Here is a 24,346-nt window from a genome sequence, read left to right as displayed (position 1 = left end):
TGCTCTCATCTCACGGCTGTGCGGTCCGTCAGGCATAGGTGACCGCGGGAGCGCCCATAGGCATCCCGAAAGGTTGGCATGTCGGTTTCACCGTCACTTCTTCCTCTTTCCGTCATCGTCACCAGGCTTCGTGCCGCCGGCTGTGTCTTCGCCGAGGACGAGGCACAGTTGCTCGTCTCCGCGGCACGCGACTCCGAACACCTCGCTGCCCTGGTGGAGCGGCGAGTTGTCGGCCTGCCCCTCGAACACGTCCTTGGCTGGGCGGAGTTCTGCGGCCTGCGGATCGCCGTGGACCCCGGCGTCTTCGTACCACGCCGCCGCACCGAGTTCCTCGTCGGCAGGGCCGCCGCGCTGGCCGGGCCGCGAGCTGTCGTCGTCGACCTGTGCTGCGGCTCGGGCGCGTTGGGCGCGGCGGTGGTCGCCGGCCTGGACCGGGCCGAACTGCACGCCGCCGACATCGATCCCGCCGCGGTGCGGTGCGCCCGCCGCAATGTCACCGCCGCCGGAGGCCAGGTCTACGAAGGTGACCTCTACGAGCCCTTGCCCGGCACGCTGCGGGGCCGCGTCGACGTCCTGCTCGCCAATGTGCCCTATGTGCCCACCGAAGAGATCGAGCTGCTCCCCGCGGAGGCCCGTGTCCACGAGGCGCGGGTGGCGCTCGACGGTGGCGCGGACGGGCTCGACGTCCTGCGGCGGGTGACCGCCGCGGCGTCACTCTGGCTGGCGCCGGGCGGCCATCTGCTGTTCGAGACGAGCGAGCGCCAGGCCCCGCGGGCCGTCGAAACCGTCGCCCGTGACGGGCTGATCCCGCAGGTGGTCAGCTCCGAGGAGCTGTACGCCACCGTTGTCATCGGAACCAGGCCTGCTCCCTAGACGCCCGGTTCCGTACGGGTGGTCGCCGCCGGAAGCGTTGTCACCGGCGGCGGCCGGCCATCCGGAGACGGTGACGCGGGCACGCACGTGGTCGCGTACTGCGCCGGTGTTCACCGCTCGGCAGGAGTGCTCTGCCTCTTCCGCAGGACGGCCGCGATCCGCAAGCACCAGTCCCGGTTGTCCTGTTCGAAGGCCAGACCGCGCAGGCAGGTCAGGTACGGCCCGATCCGCTCGCCGCGGAGCAGGAACTCCTCCTCGTCCGCATCGCCGCGCATCTGCCGCAGAAGTTTGCCGAAGAGCTCGACCTTGGCCTGCGCGACAGCGGCTCGCTCCTCGAGCTGTTCGATCACGGGACCGGTGCCGATGCGGTCGGCGGCCTGGACCTTGACCAGCAGGTCGTCGCGGATGAACGAGGGTTTCGACGAGCCTGCCGCGAACTGCTCGAGCTCGGCGAGACCGGCCCGGGTGACCTGGAACAGCCGTTTGTTGGGCCGGGTCTCCTGTACCACCTGCCGTCCCGCGACCAGGCCCTCCTTCTCCAGCTTGGTCAGCTCGGCGTACAGCTGCTGCGGCAGTGCGTGCCAGAAGTTCGCGACGCCGACGTCGAACGCCTTGGCCAGCTGGTATCCGCTGTACTCACCGTCCAGGAGCGCCGCCAGTACGGCGTGCCGCAAGGCCATCGAAGCAGCCCCTTCCCATTGCTTGTCCGTCCCTGCATCATACTCAAGGAACTGACTAGTCATATTCTTGAGTATGAGAAGAATCAGGATCAGGAGGAGTCATGGAGACTGCTGAACGTTTCCGCGCCGCCGTGGAGGCGGGGGATCTCGCCGCGCTCGACGAGCTGTTCACCGACGATGTCCGCTTCTACAGCCCGGTGAAGTTCAGGCCCTTCGAGGGCAGGCCGATGGTGCTGGGCCTCTTCGGTGTCCTGCTGCGGACCTTCGAGGACTTCCGCTACATCGGACAGTTCGACGGCGCGGCCGAGACCAGTACGGACGGTGCGGAGGCTCCGTCGGAGATCCTGCTCTTCCGGGCAGCCGTGAACGGCATGCAGATCCACGGCATCGATCTGCTCCAGTTCGACGAGACGGGCCGGATCAAGGAGTTCACCGTGATGGTCCGCCCGCAGTCCGCGGTCCATGCGTTGAGCGAGGCGGTACTCGCCGGCCTCGTCGCGGACGGACTCGTCCCCGCGCCCGCCGATCACTGAGCGGCTCGCCTTCGCCACTGCAGCCCGCCTGCCCATGTCAGCGCTGTCTCCGCCGCCCTCGTGCTGAGGGCGGCGGAGGCGTACGTGTGGGGGAGTGGCTCGACGTGGTCAGGGCTGGGGCGGGTTGTCCCGGTCCCGGTCCGTGCCGAACTGCTCCCTCATCGTGTCCTGGGCGGTGTCGACCTGGCGTCGGTGCTTGCCCTTTGTCTTGTCGTCGACGAAGTCGCCCGTCTTTTCGATGCCCTGGTCGGCCTGGGACTCATGGCCCTTGAGCATGTGCTTGATCTTGTCCATTACGGACATCGGTCATCCTCCTCGCCGCATGGCCCCCACTCCTCCAGGGTCACCGCACGTGGGCCGCTTCGCATCCGCACGGGCCCGCCACCAGGGCGCATCTTTTCCGGCGCAGCGGAGAAGTGCTCGTCGTCGACCTGCGCCGCGGTCGCCTCGTCCTGGAACGCCTCCACCAATGCAGGCGCAGGAGAGGATCCCGCGAGAAAGGCATATGCCAAACCATCCTCCGCGACATGGATCGCATCCGACTTGAATGCCATAGCGCCAATCGATTTGACGCCAGATATTCCGGGGGATCAGTTTCGAGGCGACTTGATGTTTGAGTAGGGTGTTGACGCTGCCGGCGGATCTGTCGGATCCGGCTGAATTCGGCAGTGGCCGGAAACGTGTGTGTTGTGAGTGGTGTCCTGTGCGGGATGGGGAGGGGATCGTGGCTGCTGGCTCCTTTGAGGGGCAGTACGTGTGGCATCCGGCGGCCGACGATCGCCAGTTGGCGCGAGCATGCATTGATGTGAAGGCCGGCAGGTACCTCGGCGCACACGACGTCCTCAGGGAGGCACGCGGCGATTTCGATGTGCGGGCCCACCGGTCACTGGTGCTGGCTTCCGAGGCTGCGGACTCCGATCTGGCCGAGCGCTGGCTGGCCGAGGAGCCGAGTGCGGAGGCGGCACTGCTCTGGGCGCGCGTGGCGATGCTCCGGGCGTTACGTATGGCGGATGCCGGTGACCGACGGGCGGGCACCCTCGTGGGCATCGCACAGACGGCGTGTGATCGAGCGGCGCAGATGCTGCCCGAGGACCCGACCCCATGGGTGGCTCAACTGGCCATGGCCCGCCTCCGCCGACCCCGCGATCCCGCTCCGCAAGGGCTGCTGACAGCACCGCCGGGCCCCTGGTATCTGTTCTCCCGCATTCTCCGGCTCGACCCCTGGAACCGCGAAGCGCACCACCGGTTCCTGGCCTTCTTCTTCACCCGTCACGGCGGGTCGGCGAGCGCGAGATGGGACGTCGCCTCGTTCCTCAGCCACCGGGCGCCGGCCACCTCGGCCCTTCGGCTGCTCCCGCTGGTGGCGCTCGTCGAGGACTACGACCCCTCCGCTCTGCTGGCTGACAGCACGTGGGAGCAGTCCCAGTGGATCGCCACGGCGACGGGAAGCTACAACCACTGGTTTCCGCAGGTGGCCGACTACCGGTTCACTCCGGTGCTGGACCTGGCGTACCTCGCGCACGCGCTGTACATGGCGAAGCGCGAATTCGAGGCACGGGAAGTCTTCACGGCGATGGGCCCGTATGCCTCTCGCATGCCCTGGAGCGCGTTCGGTGAACCCGCGGAGCAGCTCACCAGAGCGAGACGCTCATGCGGACTGCCGATCCCCAATGCCGCCTGAAACTCCCTGGCGAGTTTACGGACTTCCAGGGCGCACGATGAAATATTCCTTTCAGCGCAATCACCCCCCATCAGCCCTATCGGAAAGGCTGCGATTGTGTCCGAGCGCACATATCTCTCTCGCTCGAAAACCCGTCACGACGAAACGTCTGTCACCCTCGACGATGACGCGACGCTGCATGCCATGGGATATCCGCGGAAACTTACCCGCCGATTCCGTGCATTCGACAATTTCGCGATCTCCTTCACGATCATCAACATCATCTCCGGGATCTTTTCCGCATTCGGGTTCGGAATGGGTGCCGGTGGGCCGCGGATTCTCGTCTTCGGCTGGATCGGCGTGTCGATCATGGTGCTGTTCGTCGGTGCGGCCATGGGTGAGATCGCCTCCGCCTACCCGACCAGCGGCGCGTTGTACTTCTCCGCAGGCAAGCTCGCCAAGCGTCATCGCGGCGCCTGGTCCTGGTACACGGGCTGGCTGAACTTCGTCGGTCAGGTGGGCGGCACGGCCGCCACCAACTACGCCGCCGCCACCTTCATCCAGGCGTTCATCGCGATGCAGTGGCCCTCCTACGAGGCGACAGCGCAGCAGACGGTCGGCATCGCAGCGGTGATCCTGCTGCTCCAGGCGCTGGCCAATACGTATACGGTGCAGCTCGTCGCCCTGGTGAACCGGATCTCCGTATGGTGGCTGCTGATCGGCATGGTGGTGATCGTCACCTCGCTGATCGTGATACCCACGCACCATCAGCCGGCGTCGTTCATGACCCACTTCGTCAACAACACCGGTTTCAGTAATGGCATGTACGCGGCAATGCTTGGTCTGCTCGTCACCAGCTGGACGTTCACCGGCTTCGACGGCAGCTTCCATATGTCCGAAGAGACCGTGAAGGCAACTGTCAACGCGCCGAAGGGCATTATGCGTGCGATCGCCTACTCGGCGATCACCGGACTGATCCTCATGCTCGCACTGGTGTACGCGATCCGTGATTATGCCGATACGGCGAGTGCGTCAGCGCCGCCGGTGCAGATTCTCATCGACGCACTCGGCACGGGCACGGCCAAGCTGCTCCTGTTGATCGTGATCGGCGCCATGCTGTTTTGCGGGCTGGCCAACATGACCAGCAATACCCGCCAGATCTTCGCGTTCTCCCGCGACGGGGCGATGCCCGGCTCCCGTTGGTGGCATTCGGTGTCCTCCCGTACGCGCACACCGGTCAAGGCCGTATGGCTCGCCGCAGTCTGCCCCATGGTGCTGGTACTGCCCGGCTGGTGGTCCCACACCGCCTTCACCGCCATCGTGAGCGTCAATGTCGTCGGGCTCTTCCTTGCCTACGGCGTGCCGATCTTCCTCCGGCTGCGACTGGACGACTTCGAGCCCGGCCCGTGGAACCTGGGTCGTTACGGCAAGCTCGTCGCGGGTATCGCCGTGACCTGGATCGTGATCAGTAGTGTGCTGTTCATGCTGCCGCAGGTCTCACCGATCACCGCCGACTCGTTCAACTACGCACCGATCGCACTGGGAGTGGTGCTGCTCATCGCCACCGTGTGGTGGTTCGCCACCGCCCGCCGGCGGTTCCACGGGCCTGTCAGCTACGGCAGCCCCGACGAAGTGGCTGCCATGGACCTGATCTGACCCGCAACGCACCAGTCACAGCACCGGCAGACCGCCCGCGGCGGCCGCGCCGGCCCCATCGGAAGGGACGAACAGCAGGTATGCACCCCCTCGGCGAAACCCCTCAGCCGCGCTCCACCAGCGAGGCCCCGACTCCCGCCGCCCCGGGCGCCGACGGACTCACCGTCGCCGACGCCTCGCTGGACGAATGGCATCAGGTGGTTGAGTGGGCCGCCGAGGAAGGGTGGAATCCCGGCCGCGACGACGTGACTTCCTTCCACCCCACCGATCCCGCCGGGTTCTTCATCGGCCGCCTGGGCACCCGGCCGGTCTCGGCGATCTCGATCGTCAACTACTCGGAGCAGTTCGCCTTCCTCGGTTACTACCTGGTCCACCCCGACCACCGCCGTCAGGGGTTGGGCCTGGCCACCTGGCAGGCCGCCTTCCCGCACGCCGGAACCCGAATCATCGGCCTGGACGCCGTACCCGCCCAGACCGCCACCTATCAACGTGCCGGGTTCACCGCCGCCAACGACACCGTCCGCTACGGCGGCCGCCCCGAGCGGTCCGGCACCCCGGCAGCGGGAGCCGTGCCCGTCACCTCGGCCCATCTCGACGCGATCGCCGCCTATGACCGGCAGTGCTTCCCGGCCGAACGGCGCCCCTTCCTCACCCGCTGGCTGACCGCCGACGGCCACACCGCGTACGCATACCTGCGCGACGGCCGGATCGCCGGTTACGGAGTGATCAGGCCCGCCCGTGACGGCCATCGCATCGGCCCCCTCTTCGCCGACACCCCTCAGGTTGCCGAAGCGCTCTTCGACACCCTCATCGGGCACCTCGGCCCGGACGAGGAGGTCTCCATCGACATTCCCGAACCGCAGCAGGCCGCCGGTGCTCTGGCCAAGGCCCGCGGCCTCACACCCCGCTTCCAGACCGTGCGGATGTACACCGGCCACGTATCTGACACCTGGGTGGCGCGTACCTATGGCGTCACCAGTCTCGAACTGGGATAGCACCGCGTCCGGACGACGGCCGGAGGTCCCGGTGGGCGCCACACCGGGACCTCGCGCCGCTTTCGTGGGCGGCATCCCGCAACGACTTGATCGTTGTTGTGGCCCTACAGCCACTTGTCCGTGTAGCGTCGCGTTCAGCTGTCATGGTTCCGAAGTACCGGTCGCCCGTGAGCGCGAGTTCACGGGCGTTTTGCTGTTCAGAGTCTCTGAGGGCCAGGGCGATCACCTCCGGATCCCGCACGGTGCGGGAACCGACTACGAGTCCCCTTGGAGGACAAATGGCCAGCGGAACCGTCAAGTGGTTCAACTCGGAAAAGGGCTTCGGCTTCATCGAGCAGGACGGTGGAGGCCCGGACGTCTTCGCCCACTACTCGAACATCGCCACCTCGGGCTTCCGTGAGCTCCAGGAGGGCCAGAAGGTGACGTTCGACGTCACGCAGGGCCAGAAGGGCCCGCAGGCGGAGAACATCCTCCCCGCCTAGTTCAACCGGACGATGCGCCCGCACCCGCGACAGGGTGCGGGCGCATCGTGCCTGCCGCCATGAGCAGAGCCCTCAGGGCAGCGCGGAGCCCTCAGGACGGCGCAGGGTCGCTTCAGGGCAGGGCAGGGGCCGATACCCGGCGGGCAGCCGTCCCGGTCGGCTCTACCTCGCGGGCTCCTGCACAGGCGCGTTGTGGCGTGCGTGCGAGAGGAAGGCGCGGGCGGCGCGGCTGAGTGGGCCGCGCGGATGCACTATGCCGACGGCGCGCAGCAGCGGCGGAGTGAAGGAACGGACCTCCACGCGGTGGCCGAAGGCCCGTAACACCATGTCCCGGTACCAGATCAGCGAGCCGCGCCCGTCCGTCACGCTGGTCACCCAGGCCAGCCGTTCATCCACTTCCACCACGGTCACGGGGCGCACGCCGAGGCGGCCGAACATTGCCTCGAGCTCCGTGCGCCGGCCTGTGCCCGGGGTCGGCAGCACCATCCGCAGTCCACCCAGCATCCGGAACGGCATCGGGTCGGGCAGCCCTGATCCCGGCGGGGAGATGAGTACGACCTCGCGGTCCTGGAGGTGGTGCGTGGAGAGTTCCTTGTCGACGGGGAGATCGACCAGGCCGAGCTCCGCCGAGCCGTCGATCAGTGCCCGCACGAGAGCCTCGCGGCTGTCGTGCTGGCGGAGGCGTACGTCGATGCCGTGGTGGCTTTCGGTGAAGGACGGCACCAGATCGGCGGCCAGGTCGAGGGAGAGGGTCGGAGTGGCGGCCAGGGTCAGCGTGCCGCGTGAACTGCCCGCGTGCGCCGGACCGATGTCCTCGATCGCCTCCACCGAGTCGAGGACTGTCCGGGCCAGGCGCACGACACGCGAGCCCTCGGGGGTGAGGGTCGCCGCTCTGCCCCTGCGGTCCAGCAGTGCCACACCCAGATCGCGTTCCAAGGACTGGATGGAGCGGGAGAGGGCCGGCTGGGCGATATAGACGGAGCAGGCCGCGGCGGTGATGGAGCGGCAGTCCGCGACGGCTATGAGATAGCGCAGCTGTTGCAGTGTGGGGGTCATGAGCGGACGTTAGCGGCCGGGCCTTGCGGGTGTAAGGGGCACCAGGGGGAACAAGTGTCCATTCGGCCAAGGGAGTTGAGCCGTGGCCGACAGCAGCCCATACCTCTGTGGCATGGGTGGCTGATGTGCGTTGACAGTGCCCGCCGACCGCCGCACCATTCAACGCGGCATGGCGGTTACTGACGGGTTATTCCTCCTGCGACACCCGTACACCCTGCTCGGAACCCAAGGAGAGCCCGTGACCTCTCAGCACACCCGGCACTCCCGCCGGGATCTCGTCGTGGTGGTCAGCCCGTTCGAGGAGCCCCGTCCCCGGATGGTCGCGGCCGCGGAACGTGCCGGCGCGCTGGGCCTGCTCGACCTCGGCAGGGACCGCGACCGGGCGCGCAGCGCGCTTGCCGGGCTTCACGGGTCGTACGGAGTGCGGGTGCCGGCCGGATGCCCGCTCACGCCGGACGAACTGCCCGACGCCGTGGACACCGTGCTGCTCACCGAAGCCTGGTGGCGGACCGGAACGGGCGACTGGGCGGCCGGCGGCCGGCGCCGGGTGTGGGCCGAGGTCGTCAGCCCCGCCGAAGCCGCTGCCGCGGTCGCCGCCGGAGCGGCCGGAATCGTCGCCAAAGGACATGAGGCCGGCGGCCGGGTCGGCGAACTGACCACATTCGTACTGCTGCAACGTCTGCTCGCCGATCCGGGGTTGACGGTCCCGGTCCACGCGGCCGGCGGCATCGGGCCCCACACGGCCGCCGCCGCGGTCGCCGGCGGCGCCGCCGGCGTCGTACTCGACACGCAGCTCGCACTCACCACCGAGGGCGCGGGCGGTCTGCCCCGCGCGGTCGCGGCCGCGATCCGTGCCATGGACGGCAGCGAGACCACCCTCGTCGCGGGTCACCGTGTCTACACCCGCCCGGATCTCGCACCACCGGAAGGGGACATCGCCGAGGTGCTCGGCGCCGGGGATCTGCGCACCCAGCCGCTGCCCATCGGCCAGGACGGGGCGAGCGCCGCCCGGCTCGCCGCGTGCCACCGTACGACCGGTGCTGTCGTGCAGGCCGTACGGGCGGCCATCACCGACCACCTCGAAGCGGCCGTACGGGCCCGTCCTCTCCAGCCGCGCCCCGGCGTAGACCGGTTGCCGGCGGAAGAGCGCGTGACAGAGCGCCCGCCGGTGGGCGAGCGCCCACCCGGGGACGAGCGTCCGCCCGGGGACGAGCGTCCGCCCGTGGTCCAAGGACCCATGACCCGGGTCAGCGACCGGCCCGCGTTCGCCTCCGCCGTGGCCGACGCCGGTGGACTGCCCTTTCTCGCCCTGGCCGTGATGGACGGCCGCGAGGTACGCGAACTGCTCACCGAAACCGCCGAGCGCCTGGCCGGCCGGCCCTGGGGCGTCGGACTGCTCGGTTTCGCCCCGGACGAACTGCGCCGCGAACAGCTCGCGGCCGTCGCCGAAGTGCGCCCGCCGTACGCGATCATCGCCGGTGGCCGCCCCGCCCAGGCCGCCCCGCTCGAAGCCGCCGGAACCAGGACCTATCTGCACGTACCCTCGCCGGGACTGCTGGAGCAATTCCTCGCCGAGGGAGCGCGGCGGTTCGTCTTCGAAGGGCTCGAGTGCGGCGGCCACATCGGCCCGCGTGCCGCCTTCCCGCTCTGGGAGGAGCAGATCGAGCGGCTGCTCTCCTGCCCCCACCCCGCCGAACTCGACGTGCTCTTCGCCGGCGGTATCCACGACGAGCGCTCGGCGGCGATGGCAGCTGCCGCCGCCGGGCCGCTGGCCGAGCGCGGCGCCCGGACCGGCGTACTCATGGGCACCGCCTACCTGTTCACCGAGGAGGCCGTCGCCGCCGGAGCCGTACTGCCGGGCTTTCAGCGGGCAGCGCTCGACTGCGACACCACCACACTGCTCCGCACCGCGCCCGGGCACGCGACACGCTGCGCCGCCACACCGTACGCCGATACGTTCACCGCCACCGCGCAGCGGCTGCGGCAGGACGGCGCGAGCCCGAACGAGGTCTGGGAGGAGCTGGAGAAACTCAACCTCGGGCGGCTGCGTATCGCCAGCAAGGGCCTGCGCCACACCGCTGCGGGACCCGTTCCGGTGGACGAGGGCGAGCAGCGCGGCGAGGGACTGTACATGCTCGGCCAGATCGCCACCGCACGCACTGACACGACCACGGTCGCCGCCCTGCACGCCCAGGTGACCGATGGCGCGACGGCACTGCTCGCCGAGCGCGCCGAACAGCTCCGGGGTCTTTCGGCCGAGCCCGCTCCGCACGAAGAGGCCCCGCTCGACATCGCGGTCGTCGGCATGGCATGCCGCTACCCCGGCGCCGGCGACCTCGCCGGGTACTGGGCGAACATCGTTGCCGGGACCGACTCCGTGCGCGAAGTGCCCGCCGACCGCTGGGACCCGGCCGCCCACTACGACCCCGACCCGGCACGGGCAGGGGAGCGGACTCCGTCCCGGTGGGGCGGCTTCCTGCCGCCCGCACCGTTCGACGCGCTCAGCCACGGCATCGCCCCGGCCTCGCTCGGCAGCATCGAACCGGTACAGCTGCTCGCCCTCGACGTCTCCGCCCGGGCCCTCGCGGACGCCGGTTACGCCAGGGAGCGGCAGTTCGATCGCTCCCGGACTTCAGTCGTCTTCGGCGCCGAAGCCGGCACCGACCTCGCCGGCGCCTACGGCTTCCGTGCCCTCCACTCCGGCTACCTGGGTGAGCTGCCGCCCGAACTGGACGCCCAACTGCCGCGGTTGACCGAGGACTCCTTCCCAGGAGTCCTCGCGAATGTCATCGCCGGACGCGTCGCCAACCGCCTCGACCTCGGCGGCGCCAACTGCACGATCGACGCCGCCTGCGCCTCCTCGCTCGCCGCCCTCGACCTGGCCTGCAAGCAACTGCGTGACGGCGACAGCGACATGGTGCTGTGCGGCGGCGCCGATGTGCACAACGGCATCAACGACTACCTGATGTTCGCCTCGGTACGCGCACTGTCGCCCACCGGCCGGTGCCGGCCCTTCGACGCGGCCGCCGACGGCATCGCACTCGGCGAGGGCGTCGCCTGCCTCGTCCTCAAGCGCCTCGCCGACGCCGAACGCGACGGCGACCGTATCTACGCCGTCGTCAAGGCCGTTGGCGCATCCAGTGACGGACGCTCGCTCGGCCTCACCGCACCACGACCCGAAGGACAGCGGCGCGCCCTGGAACGTGCCTACCGGCGGGCCGGGATCGCGCCCGCCGAGATCGGTCTCGTGGAGGCACACGGCACGGGCACCGTCGTGGGCGACAGCACCGAACTGACCGTCCTCACCGAGGTCTTCGGCGGCGATGGCGGCCCGGGCTTCTGCTCGCTCGGCTCGGTCAAGTCGCAGCTCGGCCATACGAAGTGTGCGGCGGGCCTGGCCGGGCTCATCAAGGCGGTCCGGGCCGTGCACTCCGGCGTACGGCCGCCGACTCTGCATCTGACCAGCCCCAACCCCGACTGGCGGCCGGACAGCAGCCCCTTCTTCTTCGACACGGAGGCCAGACCATGGGCCGCGCCCGCCGGGCGGCGGCTCGCCGCGGTCAGCGCCTTCGGCTTCGGCGGCACCAACTACCACGCAGTTCTCGCCGGGTACGCGGATGGGGGCGAGCCCGTGCACGGGCTGGACTCCTGGCCCGCCGAGCTGTTCTGCTTCCGCGGCGCCGGCCGCAAGGCCGCGCTGCGCGCCATCGACCGCCTCGCCGCCCGGCTGGAACAGAATGACGCGGCGGGACGTCCCTGGCCGCTGCGCGACCTCGCTGCCGAGGCTGCCGACGCTTCCGGGTACTCCGCGGGCTCCGCGGATGAGGGCCAGGCCCAGGTCCCCGTCCAGGTCGCGGTCGTCGCCACCAGCCTGGACGACCTGGCCGAAAAGCTGGGCCGGGCCCGGGAGTTCGTCTCCGGCGACGGTGTTCACGCAGCCGATGACACGGGCGCCCCCGGCCGGATGGCCTTCCTCTTCCCGGGTCAGGGCAGTCAGCGCCCGGGCATGCTGAGTGATCTCTTCATTGCGTTCCCGCGTCTGCGGACGCTGCTGTACGACGCGGATCCGCGCCGTGTCGCCGCGATGTTCCCGCCCGCCGCCTTCACCCCGGAGGAACGAGCCGCCCAGCGCGCCGCCGTCACCGACACGCGGACCGCCCAGCCCGCCCTCGGCCTCGCCGGCGCCGCCGCGCACATGCTGCTCACCTCGCTGGGAGTACGCCCTGACTGCACGGCCGGGCATTCCTACGGCGAACTGGTCGCCCTCTGGGCGGCCGGTGCGTACGACACCGAGACCCTCCTGCGGCTCAGCGACCGCCGTGCCGAGGCGATTCTGGCCGCCGCCGGGGACGACCCCGGAGCGATGGCCGCAGTGCCGTCGGCCCCGGACGGCATACGCGAGTTGCCGGCCGGATGTGTCGTCGCCAACCACAACGCGCCCCGGCAGAGCGTCATATCGGGCCCGACCCCGGCGGTCGAGGCCGCGATTGCCGCGTTGCGCGAGGCGGGTATGGCGGCCGAACGCATCCCGGTCGCCTGCGCCTTCCACAGCGAAGTCGTCGCCGGTGGAGCCGGTGCGCTGGCCGCCGAACTGGCAGGTGCGGCCGTGGCCGCGCCCGCCGTCCCTGTCTGGTCCAACACCACCGCGCGCCCGTACCCCGCCGACCCGGCGGCCGTCCGGGAACTGCTGGCCCGTCAGCTTGCCGAGCCCGTGCGCTTCGTCGAACAGATCGAGGCCATGTACACGGCCGGTGTGCGCACCTTCGTCGAGGCCGGCCCCGGCCGGGTGCTCACCGGCCTGGTCGGCCGCATCCTGGGCGACCGGCCGCACAACGCCGTCCCCCTCGACGTCCAGGGTGAGAACGGTCTGACCCGCCTGGTGACCGCGCTCGCCGAACTCGCCGTGGCGGGCGTGCCGATCGACCTCGAGCCACTGTTCACGGGCCGTACGGTGGCGCTGCCCGCCGAGCCGCCGCGGCGCGCCGGATGGCTGGTGGACGGCCATCTCGTACGGACGGCGGACGGCGAGCCCGTGGCGGGCGGGCTGCGCCCGGCCCGGCGGGTGGCGGTGGCCCGTTCGGTGGCGGCGGTGGACCGGCGGGAGGACGCCGTACTGGAGTATCTGCGCGGAGCGCGGGAACTGGTGGCCGCGCAACGAGACGTTCTGCTGGGCTACTTGGGGGCGGGCGGGCCATCGGCACCGCCGACCGCGCCGGAGCCCGAGTCGTACGCCACTGTGCCGACCGAATACTCCGGGCCGACCGAGCGCGGGGGGCCCCAGCCCGTGGCCGACCCGGCCGTCACAGATCCTCTGACGCCCGATCAACTCATGGACGCGGTACTGGAGATCGTCCACGTCCGCACCGGCTACCCGCGGGAGATGCTCGACCCCGGCCTCGACCTGGAGGCCGACCTTTCGGTGGACTCCATCAAGCGGGTGGAGATCATCGGTGCGCTCGCCGACCGGATCGGGCTGCCGCAGGGTGCGGACGGCCCGGCGGAATCGGCGGTGGAGGAACTCGCGCGGCTGAAGACCATCAGCGGAATCGTCGACTGGATCGTCGCGCGTGGCACGACCACGGATCCGGCGGTGGATGCGAGGACGGACCTGGTCCCGGGCCTGGTCCCGGGTGCGGGCCTTGGCGCAGGATGGGCTGCGGGCGGCGACCGGCCCCCGAACGTGGTCCAGGATCCGGCCACGGGCCCGGCGCCGAGCCCGGTCGCCGAACGGAGCCCCGCCCGGCCCGCGCGGCTCCTGGTCGAGGTCACGCCCGTGGGTCCGCCCGCGACCCGCGACCCCGCCGACGTACTGCCCGGCCGGCGGTTCGCCGTCGTCGACGACGGACTCGGGGTCGCCGTCGCTCTCGCCGCGGCGCTCGAGGCCCAGGGCGCCGAGGTACGTACCGTCCACCAGGACCGCCTGGCCGACGCCGCCGGGTCCGACGCCGACGGTGTCGTGGACCTCAGCGCGCTGCGGCCCGCCCCTGCCCCCGTGCTTCCGGAAGCCTTCGCCGCACTGCGCGAGACCCTGATCGCGGGAACCCGCCGACTGCTGCTCGTCACCGGCTGCGGCGGAGCGTTCGGCCGAACCGCGCAGTCACCGGACGCGCCCGACGCACCGGGCTCCCCGGGTTCCGCCGACCCGGACCCGATCCCCGGCGCCGGACTCTACGGATTCGCCCGTACCGCCGCGATCGAATACCCCGGCACCCAGATACGCGCCGTGGACGTCGATCCCAAGGACCGTCCCGAGCGGATCGCCGCACATCTGATCGCCGAACTGTGCGCGCCCGAGGAGCCGGTGGCCGTCGGGTACACCAACGGCACCCGCAACACGCTGCGTACCGTCCCCGCCCCCCTCACCGACACCGCACCGGCGCCACAGTTCCCGTTCGGCCGCGAAGCTGTCGTACTGCTCACCGGCGGAGCCCGCGGCATCACCGCTCGTACGGCCATCGCCCTCGCAGCTGCCACCGGCTGCCACATCGAACTCATCGGCCGCACTCCGCCCCCCGACGCCGGCGAGGACCCGGCCGTCGCCCACGCCCACGACCGGGTCGCGCTGCGCGCGGCTCTCGTCAGCCAGGGCCTGCGAACCCCCGCCGAGATCGAGGCGGCAGCGTCCCGCATCCTGGCCGCACGCGAGATCCGCGCGACCCTCGCCGCCCTCAACGGCGTTGCCGCCTCCGTGCGCTACCAGGCGGCCGACGTCACCGACTCCGATGGCGTACGAGCCGTCATGGATGACATACGCACACGTCACGGCCGCCTCGACGGGATCGTGCACGGCGCCGGAACCATCCAGGACAAGCTGCTCAGCGACAAGGACCCGGCCTCCTTCGCGCGGGTGTTCGCCACCAAGGTCGACGGCGCCCGGCACCTCGCCGACGCCGCCGCCGACCACGGCGACGCCCCCGCACCGGCCTTCCTCGCCCTCTTCGGCAGCGTCGCCGGTGTCTTCGGCAACCGCGGTCAGGCCGACTACGCGGCCGCCAACGACGCCCTGGACACGCTCGCCGCCACCCCCGCCTGGTCGCGCCGTTTCCCCGGCCGCGTCCTCGCCGTCGACTGGGGCCCGTGGGCGGCCGAGGCCGGCGGAATGGTGACGCCGGAGCTGGAACGGATGTACGCGAGCCGCGGCATCCCGCTCATCGACCCGGCCGAAGGCACGGCCGCGTTCCTCGCCGAGCTGGCGGGCGGCACCGGGGGCCAGGTCGTACTCCTCGCGGAAGAGAGCTCTGTTCCGGGCGAGGCCCGCCGTGGCTGACGCGCGGGGCGGCCCACGCCCGGCCGACGCCGCCATCGTCGGCATGGGCGCCGTCTTCCCCGGCGCCGCCGACCTGGCCGCCTACCGGACCAACCTGTTCGCGGGCACGGACGCCATCACCGACGTACCGCCCGGTCGCTGGGACCCCGAGGTCTACTACGACCCGCACGGCGCCGAAGGAACTGCCCGCAGCGACCGCTTCTACTGCCGGCGCGGCGGTTTCATCGACGGCCTCGCCGCCTTCGACCCGACCCGATTCGGGATCATGCCCGCCGCCGTGGCCGGGGCAGAGCCCGACCAGCTGCTCGCGCTGCGCGTCATCGCCGAGGCCGTGGCCGATGCCGGAGGCGAGGAGCGGCTGCCCGCCGACCGCTCCAGGATCGGGGTCATCCTCGGCCGCGGCGGGTTCATGGGCGTCGCCACCGCCCGCCTCGACCAGCGCGTGCGCACCGCCCACCAACTCGCGGCGACCCTGCGCGAACTCGCCCCCGAGCTGGGCGAGGACCGGATCACAGCCGTCCGTGAGGCCTTCCAGGCCGGCCTCGGCCCGGAACGGCCGGAGGCATCCATCGGCCTCGTCCCCAGCTTCACCGCCGCGCGTACCGCCAATCGCCTCGACTTCCGCGGCCCCGCCTACACCCTCGACGCCGCCTGTGCCTCCTCCCTGCTGGCCGTCGAGCAGGCGGCCGGCCTGCTGGCGGGCGGCAGCTGCGATCTGGTGGTGGCCGGGGCGGTGCACCACTGCCATATCGCCACGCTGTGGAGCGTCTTCACCCAACTGCGAGCGCTGAGCCCGAGCCAGCACATCCGCCCCTTCGACCGGCGCGCCGACGGCACGCTGCTGTCCGAAGGCACCGGCGTCGTCCTCCTCAAGCGCCTGGCCGACGCCGAACGCGACGGCGACCGCGTCTACGCCGTCGTACGAGGAGTCGGCGTGGCCTGTGACGGCCGGGCGGCGAGCCTGATGAGCCCCTTGGTGGACGGCCAGGTGCGTGCCCTGGCCCAGGCCTGGGCGCGGTCCGGTCTCGACCCGGCCGCGCCCGACGCGCTCGGCCTGCTGGAGGCGCACGGCACCGGGACGCCGGTCGGCGACGAGGCGGAACTCGCGACCCTGGCCCGGGTCTTCGGCCCTCCCGCGGCGGGCGTCGAACCGATCGCGATGGGCTCGGTGAAGTCGATGCTCGGCCACACCATGCAGGCCTCCGGGATGGCCGGGCTGATCAAGGCCGCGCTCGCCGTGCACGACGGGATCCTGCCGCCGACCCTCCATCTCGACGACCCGCACGAGGACTTCGCCCGTACGCGTATGCGCCCGGTGACGGAGGCGGAGCCCTGGGAGCGGGGGAGGGCACCGCGACGGGCGGGCGTGAATGCGTTCGGCTTCGGCGGGATCAACGCGCATGTGGTGCTGGAGGAGGCGCCCGGGGCCCCGGCGTCGGCTGCTGCCCCCGGACGACGGCGCGACCGGGATGCGGCGCACCGTGTCGCCGAGCCGGTTTCCCGGGGCTCCGGGAGGTCCGGGGTCCGGGCCGGCCAGGAGAGGGTCCCGCCGGCCCCGGACGAGCAGCGCGCCCCGGCGGCGGCCGCCGCCGAGGCAGGGGAGGCCACGATGACTCTCCTTGCCGCCGCGTCCTCAGGTGAACTCGCCCGCCTGGTCGAGGAGTTGTCGGCCTCCGGCCAGGTCCCTGCGACGCCCCGGTCCGACGGCCCCTGCCGCCTCGCCGTCCTCGGACTCACACCCAAGCGCCGGGCTCTTGCAGCGGCGGTCGTCGCCAGAGGGAAGCCGTGGCGCGGCCGCGGCGGCGTCTGGTTCACCCCACGTCCGCTCCTCGGGCGCGGTGCCGGCCGACTGGCGTTCCTCTTCCCGGGCCTGGAACCGGACTTCACCCCCCGCGTCGAGGACGTCGCCGACCGCTTCGGACTGCCGAGGCCCGCCCTGACAGGCGGCGGCACGCTGGTGGAGCGGGCGGTCGACGCCATAGCCGTCGGACGGCTCTTCGCCCGAGTCCTCCCCGAACTCGGCATCGAGGCGGACCTCCTGGCCGGGCACAGCCTCGGCGAGTGGACCGCCATGGTGGTCGCCGGGATGTACCCGCAGCGCGCCGTCGACACCTTCCTCGACTCGCTGCGGCCGGGCGATCTCGACGTCCCCGATCTGGTGTACGCGGCACTCGGCTGCGGTGCGCGCCAGGCCGCCGACGCGCTGCGCGGGCTGGACCGCGTCGCCGTCAGCCATGACAACTGCCCGCACCAGTCGGTGCTGTGCGGCGAGCCCGGTCCGGTGGCCGAAGCGCTGACCCGGTTGGCCGCCGAGGGTGTGCTCGCCCAGGAGCTGCCCTTTCGATCGGGCTTCCATACGCCGATGTGGGCGCCGTATCTCGACCAGGTGCGCGCCGCGTTCGCCGCGCTGCCACTGCGTCCCCAGACCGTGCCCGTCTGGTCGGCGACCACGGGCACCACGTATCCGGAGCCCGAGCACGAAGTCCGGGAGGTGGTGCTGCGCCACCTGCTGGAGCCGGTGCGCTTCCGGGAGCTGACGGCGCGGCTGTACGCGGAGGGCGTACGGGCCTTCGTCCAGATGGGTCCGGGCAGCCTCCCCGGTTTCGTGGGGGACACGTTGCACGGCCGGGCGCACCTCGCGGTCTCGGCGGGCGCGGGCCGCGGCGGCAGCGGCCTTGACCAACTGCGGCGGCTGGCTGCGGCGTTGTGGACGGAGGGGCTGAATCCGCGCTGGGAGCGGCTGACGGAGCATGAGCCGCCTTCGCCCGCGGTGCCGGCCTCCGCGGTTCCCGAGACGTCCGCCGCTCCGGCTTCTGCTGATGCCGCCCCCGTCCCGCCGGCCGCGCTCGCACCACCCGACAGGCCCACGGCCGACGCGCAGAGCCTCGTACGGCTCGACGGTGCCGCAACCGTCGAGCCGGCGGCGCACGCCGCGCCTGTCGCCTCCGCGCACGGTCCGGTACGGCTCGATCTCGGCTCCCCGCTGGTGAGCATGGGTGCCGCCGCGCCCGCGCTGCACCTGGGCGGGCCGACCCGGCCGACCCGGTCACCCGTCGCCGGCCATCCTGCGCTGCTGTCGGCCCTGGACGCCGTACTGGAGGAGACAGAGGGCGCGGCACGCACCGTTGTCGAAGCCAGCCGGGCGGCGGCCCCCGCCGTGGCACCGAGTGCAGGCCAGTCCTCGGCGGCGTATGCGCCCGGGGTCGCCGCCCCGCCCGCTGTCGGTGTCCCCGCCCCGCCCGCCGCGAGAACCAGCGCTCGGCAGCAAGCCGCACCGGCCGTCTCCCGCGTCCCGGCCGCCCCCGCACCGCCCCCTCCCCACCGCACCCGGCGTCGGCTCTCTCTCGAGACCATGCCGTACGTCCTTGACCACTGCGTCTATCTCCAGCCCGACACCTGGCCCGAGCCCTCCGACCGCTTCCCGGTCGTCCCCATGACCACGCTGCTCGAGCTGGCCGCCGACGCCGCACGCCAATCCGAGCCCGGACGCGTGGTGGCCGGCTTCGACGACGTAAGGGCCCTGCGCTGGCTGCCCGTCGCTCCGCCCGTTGATGCGGAGATCACCACGACACCCGCCACCGACGGCAGCGACCGGGTACGCGTCGAGATAGGCGGGTGCGCGACCGTCACCGTCGTGCTCGCCGACCGGCACACCGCCCGCCCCGCTCCCGACCCCGCCCCACTCACCGGCGAAGGGCCACCGCCCGTCAGCGCCGAAGCCCTCTACCGCGACCGATGGATGTTCCACGGGCCGGGATTCGCCGGTGTGCACGAAGTGACCGCCGTCGCCGAGGACGGTATCCGCGGGCTGCTGCGCTCCCTGCCCGCGCCGGGCGCGCTGCTGGATGCCGCCGGGCAACTGCTCGGCCACTGGATGCAGTTGCGCCTCACCGCCGACCGACTGGTCTTCCCGGCGTCGCTGGAGCGGGTCCGCCTGTACGGACCAGCCCCCCGCGACGGCGAACTCCTGCGCGCCACCGCCCGTATCCGGGCCGTGCGGCCGGACTCCGTACGGGGCGACGTGGAGCTCACCTCCGCCGACGGCACACTCTGGGCCCGCCTGGAAGGCTGGACCTACCGGCGCTTCGCCGCCGACGAGCGGGTGTGGCCGATGAAGTTCACCCCCGAGATCTGCGGTATCGGCGAGCCTCAGCCGGGCGGCTGGTGCCTGGCGCGGCGCCGCTGGACCGACCCCGCCTCGCAGGAGCTGGTGATGCGGCGCTATCTGGGCGCCGCCGAGCGCGCGGTGTACGAGCAGCGCCCGCCGCGGGCCCGCGCGGCCTGGCTGCTCGGGCGGATCGCCGCGAAGGACGCGGTGCGCCAGCTCCTCTGGGACGACGGCGCGGGGCCGCTCTTCCCCGTGGAGATCCCGGTCGGCAACGACGAACACGGCCGCCCCCGCACGGAAGGCCCGCTCGCCGCCGGACTCCGGCTCTCCCTCGCCCACAAGGACCGGCTGGCTGTCGCGTACGCCCATACCGCCCAGGCTGTCGGCATCGACATCGAGGCCGTCACCGACGACCCCGGCGCACTGAGCCGTATCGCGCTCACCTCCGACGAGCGGCGACTCGCCGGGCAACTCGCCGCGCGGGAAGGGGCCGGCCTCGCGCAGGCCCTCACCGCACTCTGGTGCGCCAAGGAAGCCGCCGCCAAGGCGGAGGGCGCGGGCCTGGGCGGACGCCTGCGGCAGTGGACCGTCACCGACGGATCCACCGGGCTCCGTGTGACCTCTCCCGAGGGCCGTAGCCACACCGTTCGGATCAGCACGGTCCACGACCGGCCGGGCCCGGACACCCCACCCGAGGTCTTCGTCGTCGCGTGGACCGTCCCGGCCCGCACTCCCGCCCGCTCAGTCACCCCCACCCCGACGGAGGCCAGCCATGGCATCTGACCCCACGGCCGAACGCATACTCGCCGAGATCACCGCCATGCTCGTCGAGACGGTCGGCGACGAGTTTCTCCTCGCGGAGGAGGTCACGTTGGAGACCACGTTCAACGAGGACCTGGCGCTGGAGAGCATTGAGTTCGTCGCGCTCGCCGAGCTGCTCCAGCAGCGGTACGGCACAGCGGTGGACCTGATCGCGTTCCTGGCCGAGAAGGACATGGAGGAGATCCTGGCCATGACGGTCGGCGACCTGGTGTCCCATATCGCCGACACACCGACGCCGGCTCCCACGCCCACGCCCGCCCCGACGGCCGCTCCCGCTCCGGCCCCGGCCCCCGCCGCCTGAACCCGCCATGGCCGAAGTCCTCGCCAACTCCCTCCGCTTCCACGTCCACCGGCTGCCCGGCGGTGACGTGAGCCGTACCGCGGGCACGACCGTCGTCTTCCTCCACGGTCTGGTCGTCGACAACCTCTCCAGCTTCTACGCCACCCTCGCCGTCCCCGCCGCGCGAGCCGGCCACGACGTCGTCCTCTACGACCTGCGCGGCCACGGCCGCACCGAGCGACCCCCCACCGGTTACGACATCGGCACCGCCGTACGGGACCTGACCGCCCTGCTCACCGCCCTGGGCCTCGACGAACGCCCCGTAACCCTCGTAGGCAACAGCTACGGCGGCACGATCGCGCTGCACACCGCACTCGCGCGCCCCGACCTCGTCGCCGGGCTCGTCCTGGTCGAGGCCCCGCTGAACGGTCCCTGGATCGAGAACATGCTCGACACACTGTCCGTCGCAGCCCTCGCCCTCGAAGGCAGCCAGGTGCCGCAGGAACTCTCCTCACTCGGTGCGCGCAAGGCCGCCCGGCTGACCGCCACGGCCGACGAGCTCCTCAACCGCACCACCCTGATCGACGACATCGCGGCGAGCCGGCCGTTCACGCCGGCGGACTTCGCCCGGGTGCGCTGCCCGGTGCTGGCCGTCTGCGGCGAGCACTCCGAACTCGTCCCGGGTGCCCGCGAACTGTCCCACCACGCACCCAACTGCGCCGTCCGTATCATCCCGGGCCTGGGTCACGACGTGCTCCAGGGCGGCACCGACGAGCTCCGGCGTGCGGTGCTCGACCGACTGGCCGAAGCCGCACGGCCGCGCTCTGAAAGCGCCGAGCTCGCCCAGCGCTCCGGATGCTCCGAGCGCGCCCAGGCGGTGGTCGTATGAAGGCCCTGTTCGTCGTCCCGCCGCTCGCCGGGCACATCAACCCCACCGTCGCCGTCGCCGCCGAGCTGGCCGCGCGCGGTCATCGGGTGGCCTGGACGGGCCCCGCCGAAGTGCTGCCCCGACTCCTGCCGGCGGGCGCCGCGCTGTTTCCTTCCGGCGACCGAGCCGGGCCCGCGGCCTACGGTTCGCTGCACGCGCACTGGCGCGATCTGCGCGGCGTCGCCGCCCTGCGCTTCCTTTGGGAGGAGGCGCTCATCCCGCTCGCCCACGCGATGCTGTCGGGTGTCGATGCGGCGGTCGACGCGTACGCCCCCGATCTGCTCGTCGTCGACCAGCAGGCCCTCGCAGGCGCGGTGATCGCGCAGCGGCGCGGGCTGCCGTGGGTGACGTCGGCGACGACCTCGGCCGAATTCACCCGGCCCTTCGCCGGCTTCCCCAGAGTGGGGGAGTGGGTGGCGGAGCGGATCGCCGGACTGCTCGCCGACTCCGGCGCACCGGGCGGCTGGGACCCGCGTTACTCGGACCGCCTGGTCCTGGTCTTCTCCACGCTCGAACTGGTCGGCGCGGACGAGCCCTACCCCGGGCACTATGCCTTCGTCGGCCCCGCAATGAGCCCCCGCCCGTCCGACGGCTCGGCCTTTCCGTGGCGGCGGCTCGATCCCGTACGGCGGCGGGTCCTGGTATCGCTCGGCACGCTCAACCGCGAGGCCGGCGGCCGTTTCTACGCCGCGGTGCTGCAGGCCGCCGAACGGCTCGCCGACCGTGTGCAGCTGATCCTGGCCGCGCCCAGGGACGTGGTCGGCGAAGTACCGGATCATGTCCTGCTGCTGGAACACGTTCCCCAGCTCCAGCTGTTGCCCCACCTCGACGCCGTCGTCTGCCACGGCGGCCACAACACGGTCTGCGAGGCACTCGCGCACGGCCTGCCCCTGGTCGTCGCCCCGATCCGCGACGACCAGCCGATCGTCGCCCAGCAGGTCGCTGCGGCAGGTGCCGGGATCCGGGTCCGCTTCGGCCGGGCCCGCGCGGACGAACTCCATGCCGCACTCGACGCCGCACTCGACGACCCCGCCCACCGCCGGGCCGCCCGCCGCATCCAGGCCTCGTTCGCCGCGGCCGGCGGTGCCGCGGCCGCGGCCGACCAGTTGGAGAAACTGATATGACGCCGTTCCCGACTGACCTCCCATGGGCCGCGATCGTCGCACTGGTCGGGCTCACCGCGGGCACCGTGCGCGCTCGCCGCAGACTGCGCGCCCTACCCGTCCTGGAACCGGCCTCCCCCACCCACACCGCACCGACTCCGGGCCGCTGGCACCTGATCAGCGCCCGCGGAGTCGAGGTCGACGACGCCACGGTGCGCGCCGCCGTCGCCCACGCCGAACGGACCGGCCTTCAGGTACTCGACCTGGTTCCCGCCCGCCTCGACACGGAGCGCGCTCTGAGCCTGCTCCGGATCCTCGACCTCAGCGCCGCCCGCTACAACCGCACGGCCGACGGCCGCGGCGCGGGACACGCCCTGCTGATCGCCGAGGACGTCCGGCACCGGGCCGGCGTGGAGTGCGACACCGGTCCCGACTCGTGTCCCGGCCCCGCCGAACTTCACACCCTCCTGAGGCGGTTGAAGCCGTACGCCCCCGCCGCCACCGGCGTCGCCATCGCACCCGGCCTGGCCGCGCCGGCTCCCGACCCCGCCCGCCGTGCCGCGGAACTGCGCGCCCAAGGGCTGCCCCCGGGCCTGCTGACCGTTGCTCAACTGGCCGGTCTCGCCCTGCTCGTCCGGGCGGCCGTCGCGGACGGTGGCTGGGGGGCGGCGGCCGCCGCGCTGTACTGGCTGCAGCCGGCCCTGATCCTCGGCGGCCCGCGCACCCCGCTGCGCCCGGCCGACCTGATCCGCGCCACCGCAGCGCGGCCCCTGTACTCGCTCGGCGCCGCTCTGCGTACGGCCTCGAGCGACCGCTCAGGACCGGCCGGAACGTCTCCCGAGCTGGAGGCGCTGCGCCCCGCCTATGCCGCCGAACTCAAGGCCGGAACCGACCGGTTCTTCGAGCCCCGTCGCGACGACTGCCCCTGGTGCGGATCCATCCGGCTCTCGGTGCGTATCCGCGTACCCGATCTGCTCCAGGGCAAGCCGGGCCGTTTCACCCTCGAACAGTGCGCCGAGTGCGGACACGTCTTCCAGAACCCCCGCCTCTCCCTGGACGGCCTCGACTTCTACTACCGCGACTTCTACGAGGGCCTGGGCGTCGGAGGCGCGGCCCAGGTGTTCGGCACGATGGGCCGCTCGTACCGTGCCCGCGCCGCCATGCTCAAGCCGTTCGGGACGCCCACCGCCTGGCTCGACGTGGGCACCGGGCACGGTCACTTCTGCGACAGCGCGCGCGATATCTGGCCAGGCACCCGCTTCGACGGTCTGGACATGAGCGCCGCCGTACGTGAGGCGGAGGCACGCGGCTGGGTCGGCACCGCCCACCAGGGGCAGTTCCCCGATCTCGCCGCCGGGCTCGTCCACCGCTACGACACCGTCAGCATGTACCACTATCTGGAGCACACCCGCGAGCCGCTCGCCGAACTCGACGCGGCCGCCGCCGTGCTGGCCCCCGGCGGGCATCTGCTCATCGAGCTGCCGGACCCCGAATCACGGCTCGCCCGCCTCCTCGGCCCGCACTGGCTGCCCTGGTTCCAGCCCCAGCACCAGCACCTCATCCCGATCGCCAACCTCCGGCAGGCACTGGCCGACCGCGGATTCACCGTCCTGGCGGAGGAGCACGGCGCGGCCCACCAGTCCTGCGACTTCGTCGGTGCCGTCCTCCTCACCGCGAACCGGCTCGCCCCTCACCCGTACGCCCCTTGGGGACCGGGCACCGCGACCCGCACCCGGCGGGTGGTCCGCACCGTCGTGCACACCGCGGCGCTGCCGTGCTTCGCCGTCGCGGCAGCCCTCGACCAAGTGCGTGCGGCAGTGGCCCGCGCCACCGAAGGGGGCAATGCCTACCGCCTGCTGGCCCGCAGGACGCCGGCGGCTCACGAGACGGGGTGACGAAGATG

The 24,346-nt window shown here is 72.0% G+C and carries 15 protein-coding genes; 12 read left to right on the top strand and 3 right to left on the bottom strand.

From position 1 onward, the window contains the following. Positions 1–78 precede the first annotated feature (78 nt). On the top strand, positions 79–873 hold the full coding sequence (locus OG735_RS04050) for a putative protein N(5)-glutamine methyltransferase (RefSeq protein WP_327321742.1): 795 nt from the start codon (positions 79–81) through the stop codon (positions 871–873). Between the two features lie 110 nt (positions 874–983). Here the strand turns inward: OG735_RS04050 and OG735_RS04045 are convergent, their stop codons facing one another. Beyond that, positions 984–1,553: a PadR family transcriptional regulator gene (locus OG735_RS04045; RefSeq protein WP_327321741.1), complete on the bottom strand. Its 570-nt coding sequence runs from the start codon at positions 1,551–1,553 to the stop codon at positions 984–986. Between the two features lie 101 nt (positions 1,554–1,654). On the opposite strand from OG735_RS04045, the gene OG735_RS04040 reads away from it, so the two are divergent. Beyond that, entirely contained in the window at positions 1,655–2,086 is a 432-nt protein-coding gene (locus OG735_RS04040; RefSeq protein WP_327321740.1) for a nuclear transport factor 2 family protein, read from the top strand. A 108-nt stretch (positions 2,087–2,194) separates the two neighbouring features. Here OG735_RS04040 and OG735_RS04035 read toward each other — a convergent pair whose 3' ends face one another. Next, entirely contained in the window at positions 2,195–2,389 is a 195-nt protein-coding gene (locus OG735_RS04035; protein WP_327321739.1) for an antitoxin, read from the bottom strand. Positions 2,390–2,810: 421 nt separating this feature from the next. Here OG735_RS04035 and OG735_RS04030 point away from each other — a divergent pair, with 421 nt between their 5' ends. The 4 genes from OG735_RS04030 to OG735_RS04015 all read left to right on the top strand — a co-directional run bounded on the left by OG735_RS04030 (position 2,811) and on the right by OG735_RS04015 (position 6,879). Next, positions 2,811–3,767 (top strand): hypothetical protein, encoded by a 957-nt coding sequence (locus OG735_RS04030; protein ID WP_327321738.1) that lies wholly within the window; start codon positions 2,811–2,813, stop codon positions 3,765–3,767. 183 nt (positions 3,768–3,950) lie between these two features. Beyond that, positions 3,951–5,402: an amino acid permease gene (locus OG735_RS04025; protein WP_327321737.1), complete on the top strand. Its 1,452-nt coding sequence runs from the start codon at positions 3,951–3,953 to the stop codon at positions 5,400–5,402. Positions 5,403–5,482: 80 nt separating this feature from the next. After that, on the top strand, positions 5,483–6,397 hold the full coding sequence (locus OG735_RS04020) for a GNAT family N-acetyltransferase (protein ID WP_327321736.1): 915 nt from the start codon (positions 5,483–5,485) through the stop codon (positions 6,395–6,397). A 278-nt stretch (positions 6,398–6,675) separates the two neighbouring features. Beyond that, positions 6,676–6,879: a cold-shock protein gene (locus tag OG735_RS04015; protein ID WP_326647991.1), complete on the top strand. Its 204-nt coding sequence runs from the start codon at positions 6,676–6,678 to the stop codon at positions 6,877–6,879. A 162-nt stretch (positions 6,880–7,041) separates the two neighbouring features. On the opposite strand, the gene OG735_RS04010 is transcribed toward OG735_RS04015, so the two are convergent. Then, positions 7,042–7,935, bottom strand: coding sequence for a LysR family transcriptional regulator (locus OG735_RS04010; RefSeq protein WP_327321735.1), 894 nt, complete (start codon positions 7,933–7,935; stop codon positions 7,042–7,044). Between the two features lie 238 nt (positions 7,936–8,173). Between OG735_RS04010 and OG735_RS04005 the strand changes: the two genes are divergently transcribed. From OG735_RS04005 to OG735_RS03980, 6 genes are read left to right on the top strand one after another with little or no spacing between them, the layout of a single operon-like run. Then, positions 8,174–15,202 carry an SDR family NAD(P)-dependent oxidoreductase gene (locus tag OG735_RS04005; RefSeq protein ID WP_442812376.1) on the top strand — a complete coding sequence of 2,343 codons (7,029 nt, stop codon included), beginning with the start codon at positions 8,174–8,176 and terminating at the stop codon, positions 15,200–15,202. Further along, complete coding sequence (locus OG735_RS04000; RefSeq protein WP_327321734.1) at positions 15,195–20,093, top strand: polyketide synthase; 4,899 nt, start codon at positions 15,195–15,197, stop codon at positions 20,091–20,093. Before OG735_RS04005 ends, OG735_RS04000 begins: the two co-directional genes overlap by 8 nt. Then, the gene (locus tag OG735_RS03995; protein WP_327321733.1) at positions 20,083–20,433 is read left to right on the top strand and encodes a phosphopantetheine-binding protein; all 351 of its coding nucleotides are present in this window, start codon (positions 20,083–20,085) and stop codon (positions 20,431–20,433) included. Before OG735_RS04000 ends, OG735_RS03995 begins: the two co-directional genes overlap by 11 nt. A 7-nt stretch (positions 20,434–20,440) precedes the next feature. Continuing rightward, positions 20,441–21,301, top strand: coding sequence for an alpha/beta fold hydrolase (locus OG735_RS03990; RefSeq protein ID WP_327321732.1), 861 nt, complete (start codon positions 20,441–20,443; stop codon positions 21,299–21,301). After that, on the top strand, positions 21,298–22,464 hold the full coding sequence (locus OG735_RS03985; protein ID WP_327321731.1) for a glycosyltransferase: 1,167 nt from the start codon (positions 21,298–21,300) through the stop codon (positions 22,462–22,464). The genes OG735_RS03990 and OG735_RS03985 overlap by 4 nt, the downstream gene beginning before the upstream one ends. Next, the gene (locus OG735_RS03980) at positions 22,461–24,338 is read left to right on the top strand and encodes a class I SAM-dependent methyltransferase (protein ID WP_327321730.1); all 1,878 of its coding nucleotides are present in this window, start codon (positions 22,461–22,463) and stop codon (positions 24,336–24,338) included. The genes OG735_RS03985 and OG735_RS03980 overlap by 4 nt, the downstream gene beginning before the upstream one ends. Positions 24,339–24,346 lie beyond the last annotated feature (8 nt).

Source organism: Streptomyces sp. NBC_01210 (genome assembly GCF_036010325.1).
In the GTDB taxonomy this organism is placed as follows: domain Bacteria; phylum Actinomycetota; class Actinomycetes; order Streptomycetales; family Streptomycetaceae; genus Streptomyces.
This window is presented reverse-complemented; position numbering and strand designations above follow the sequence as displayed.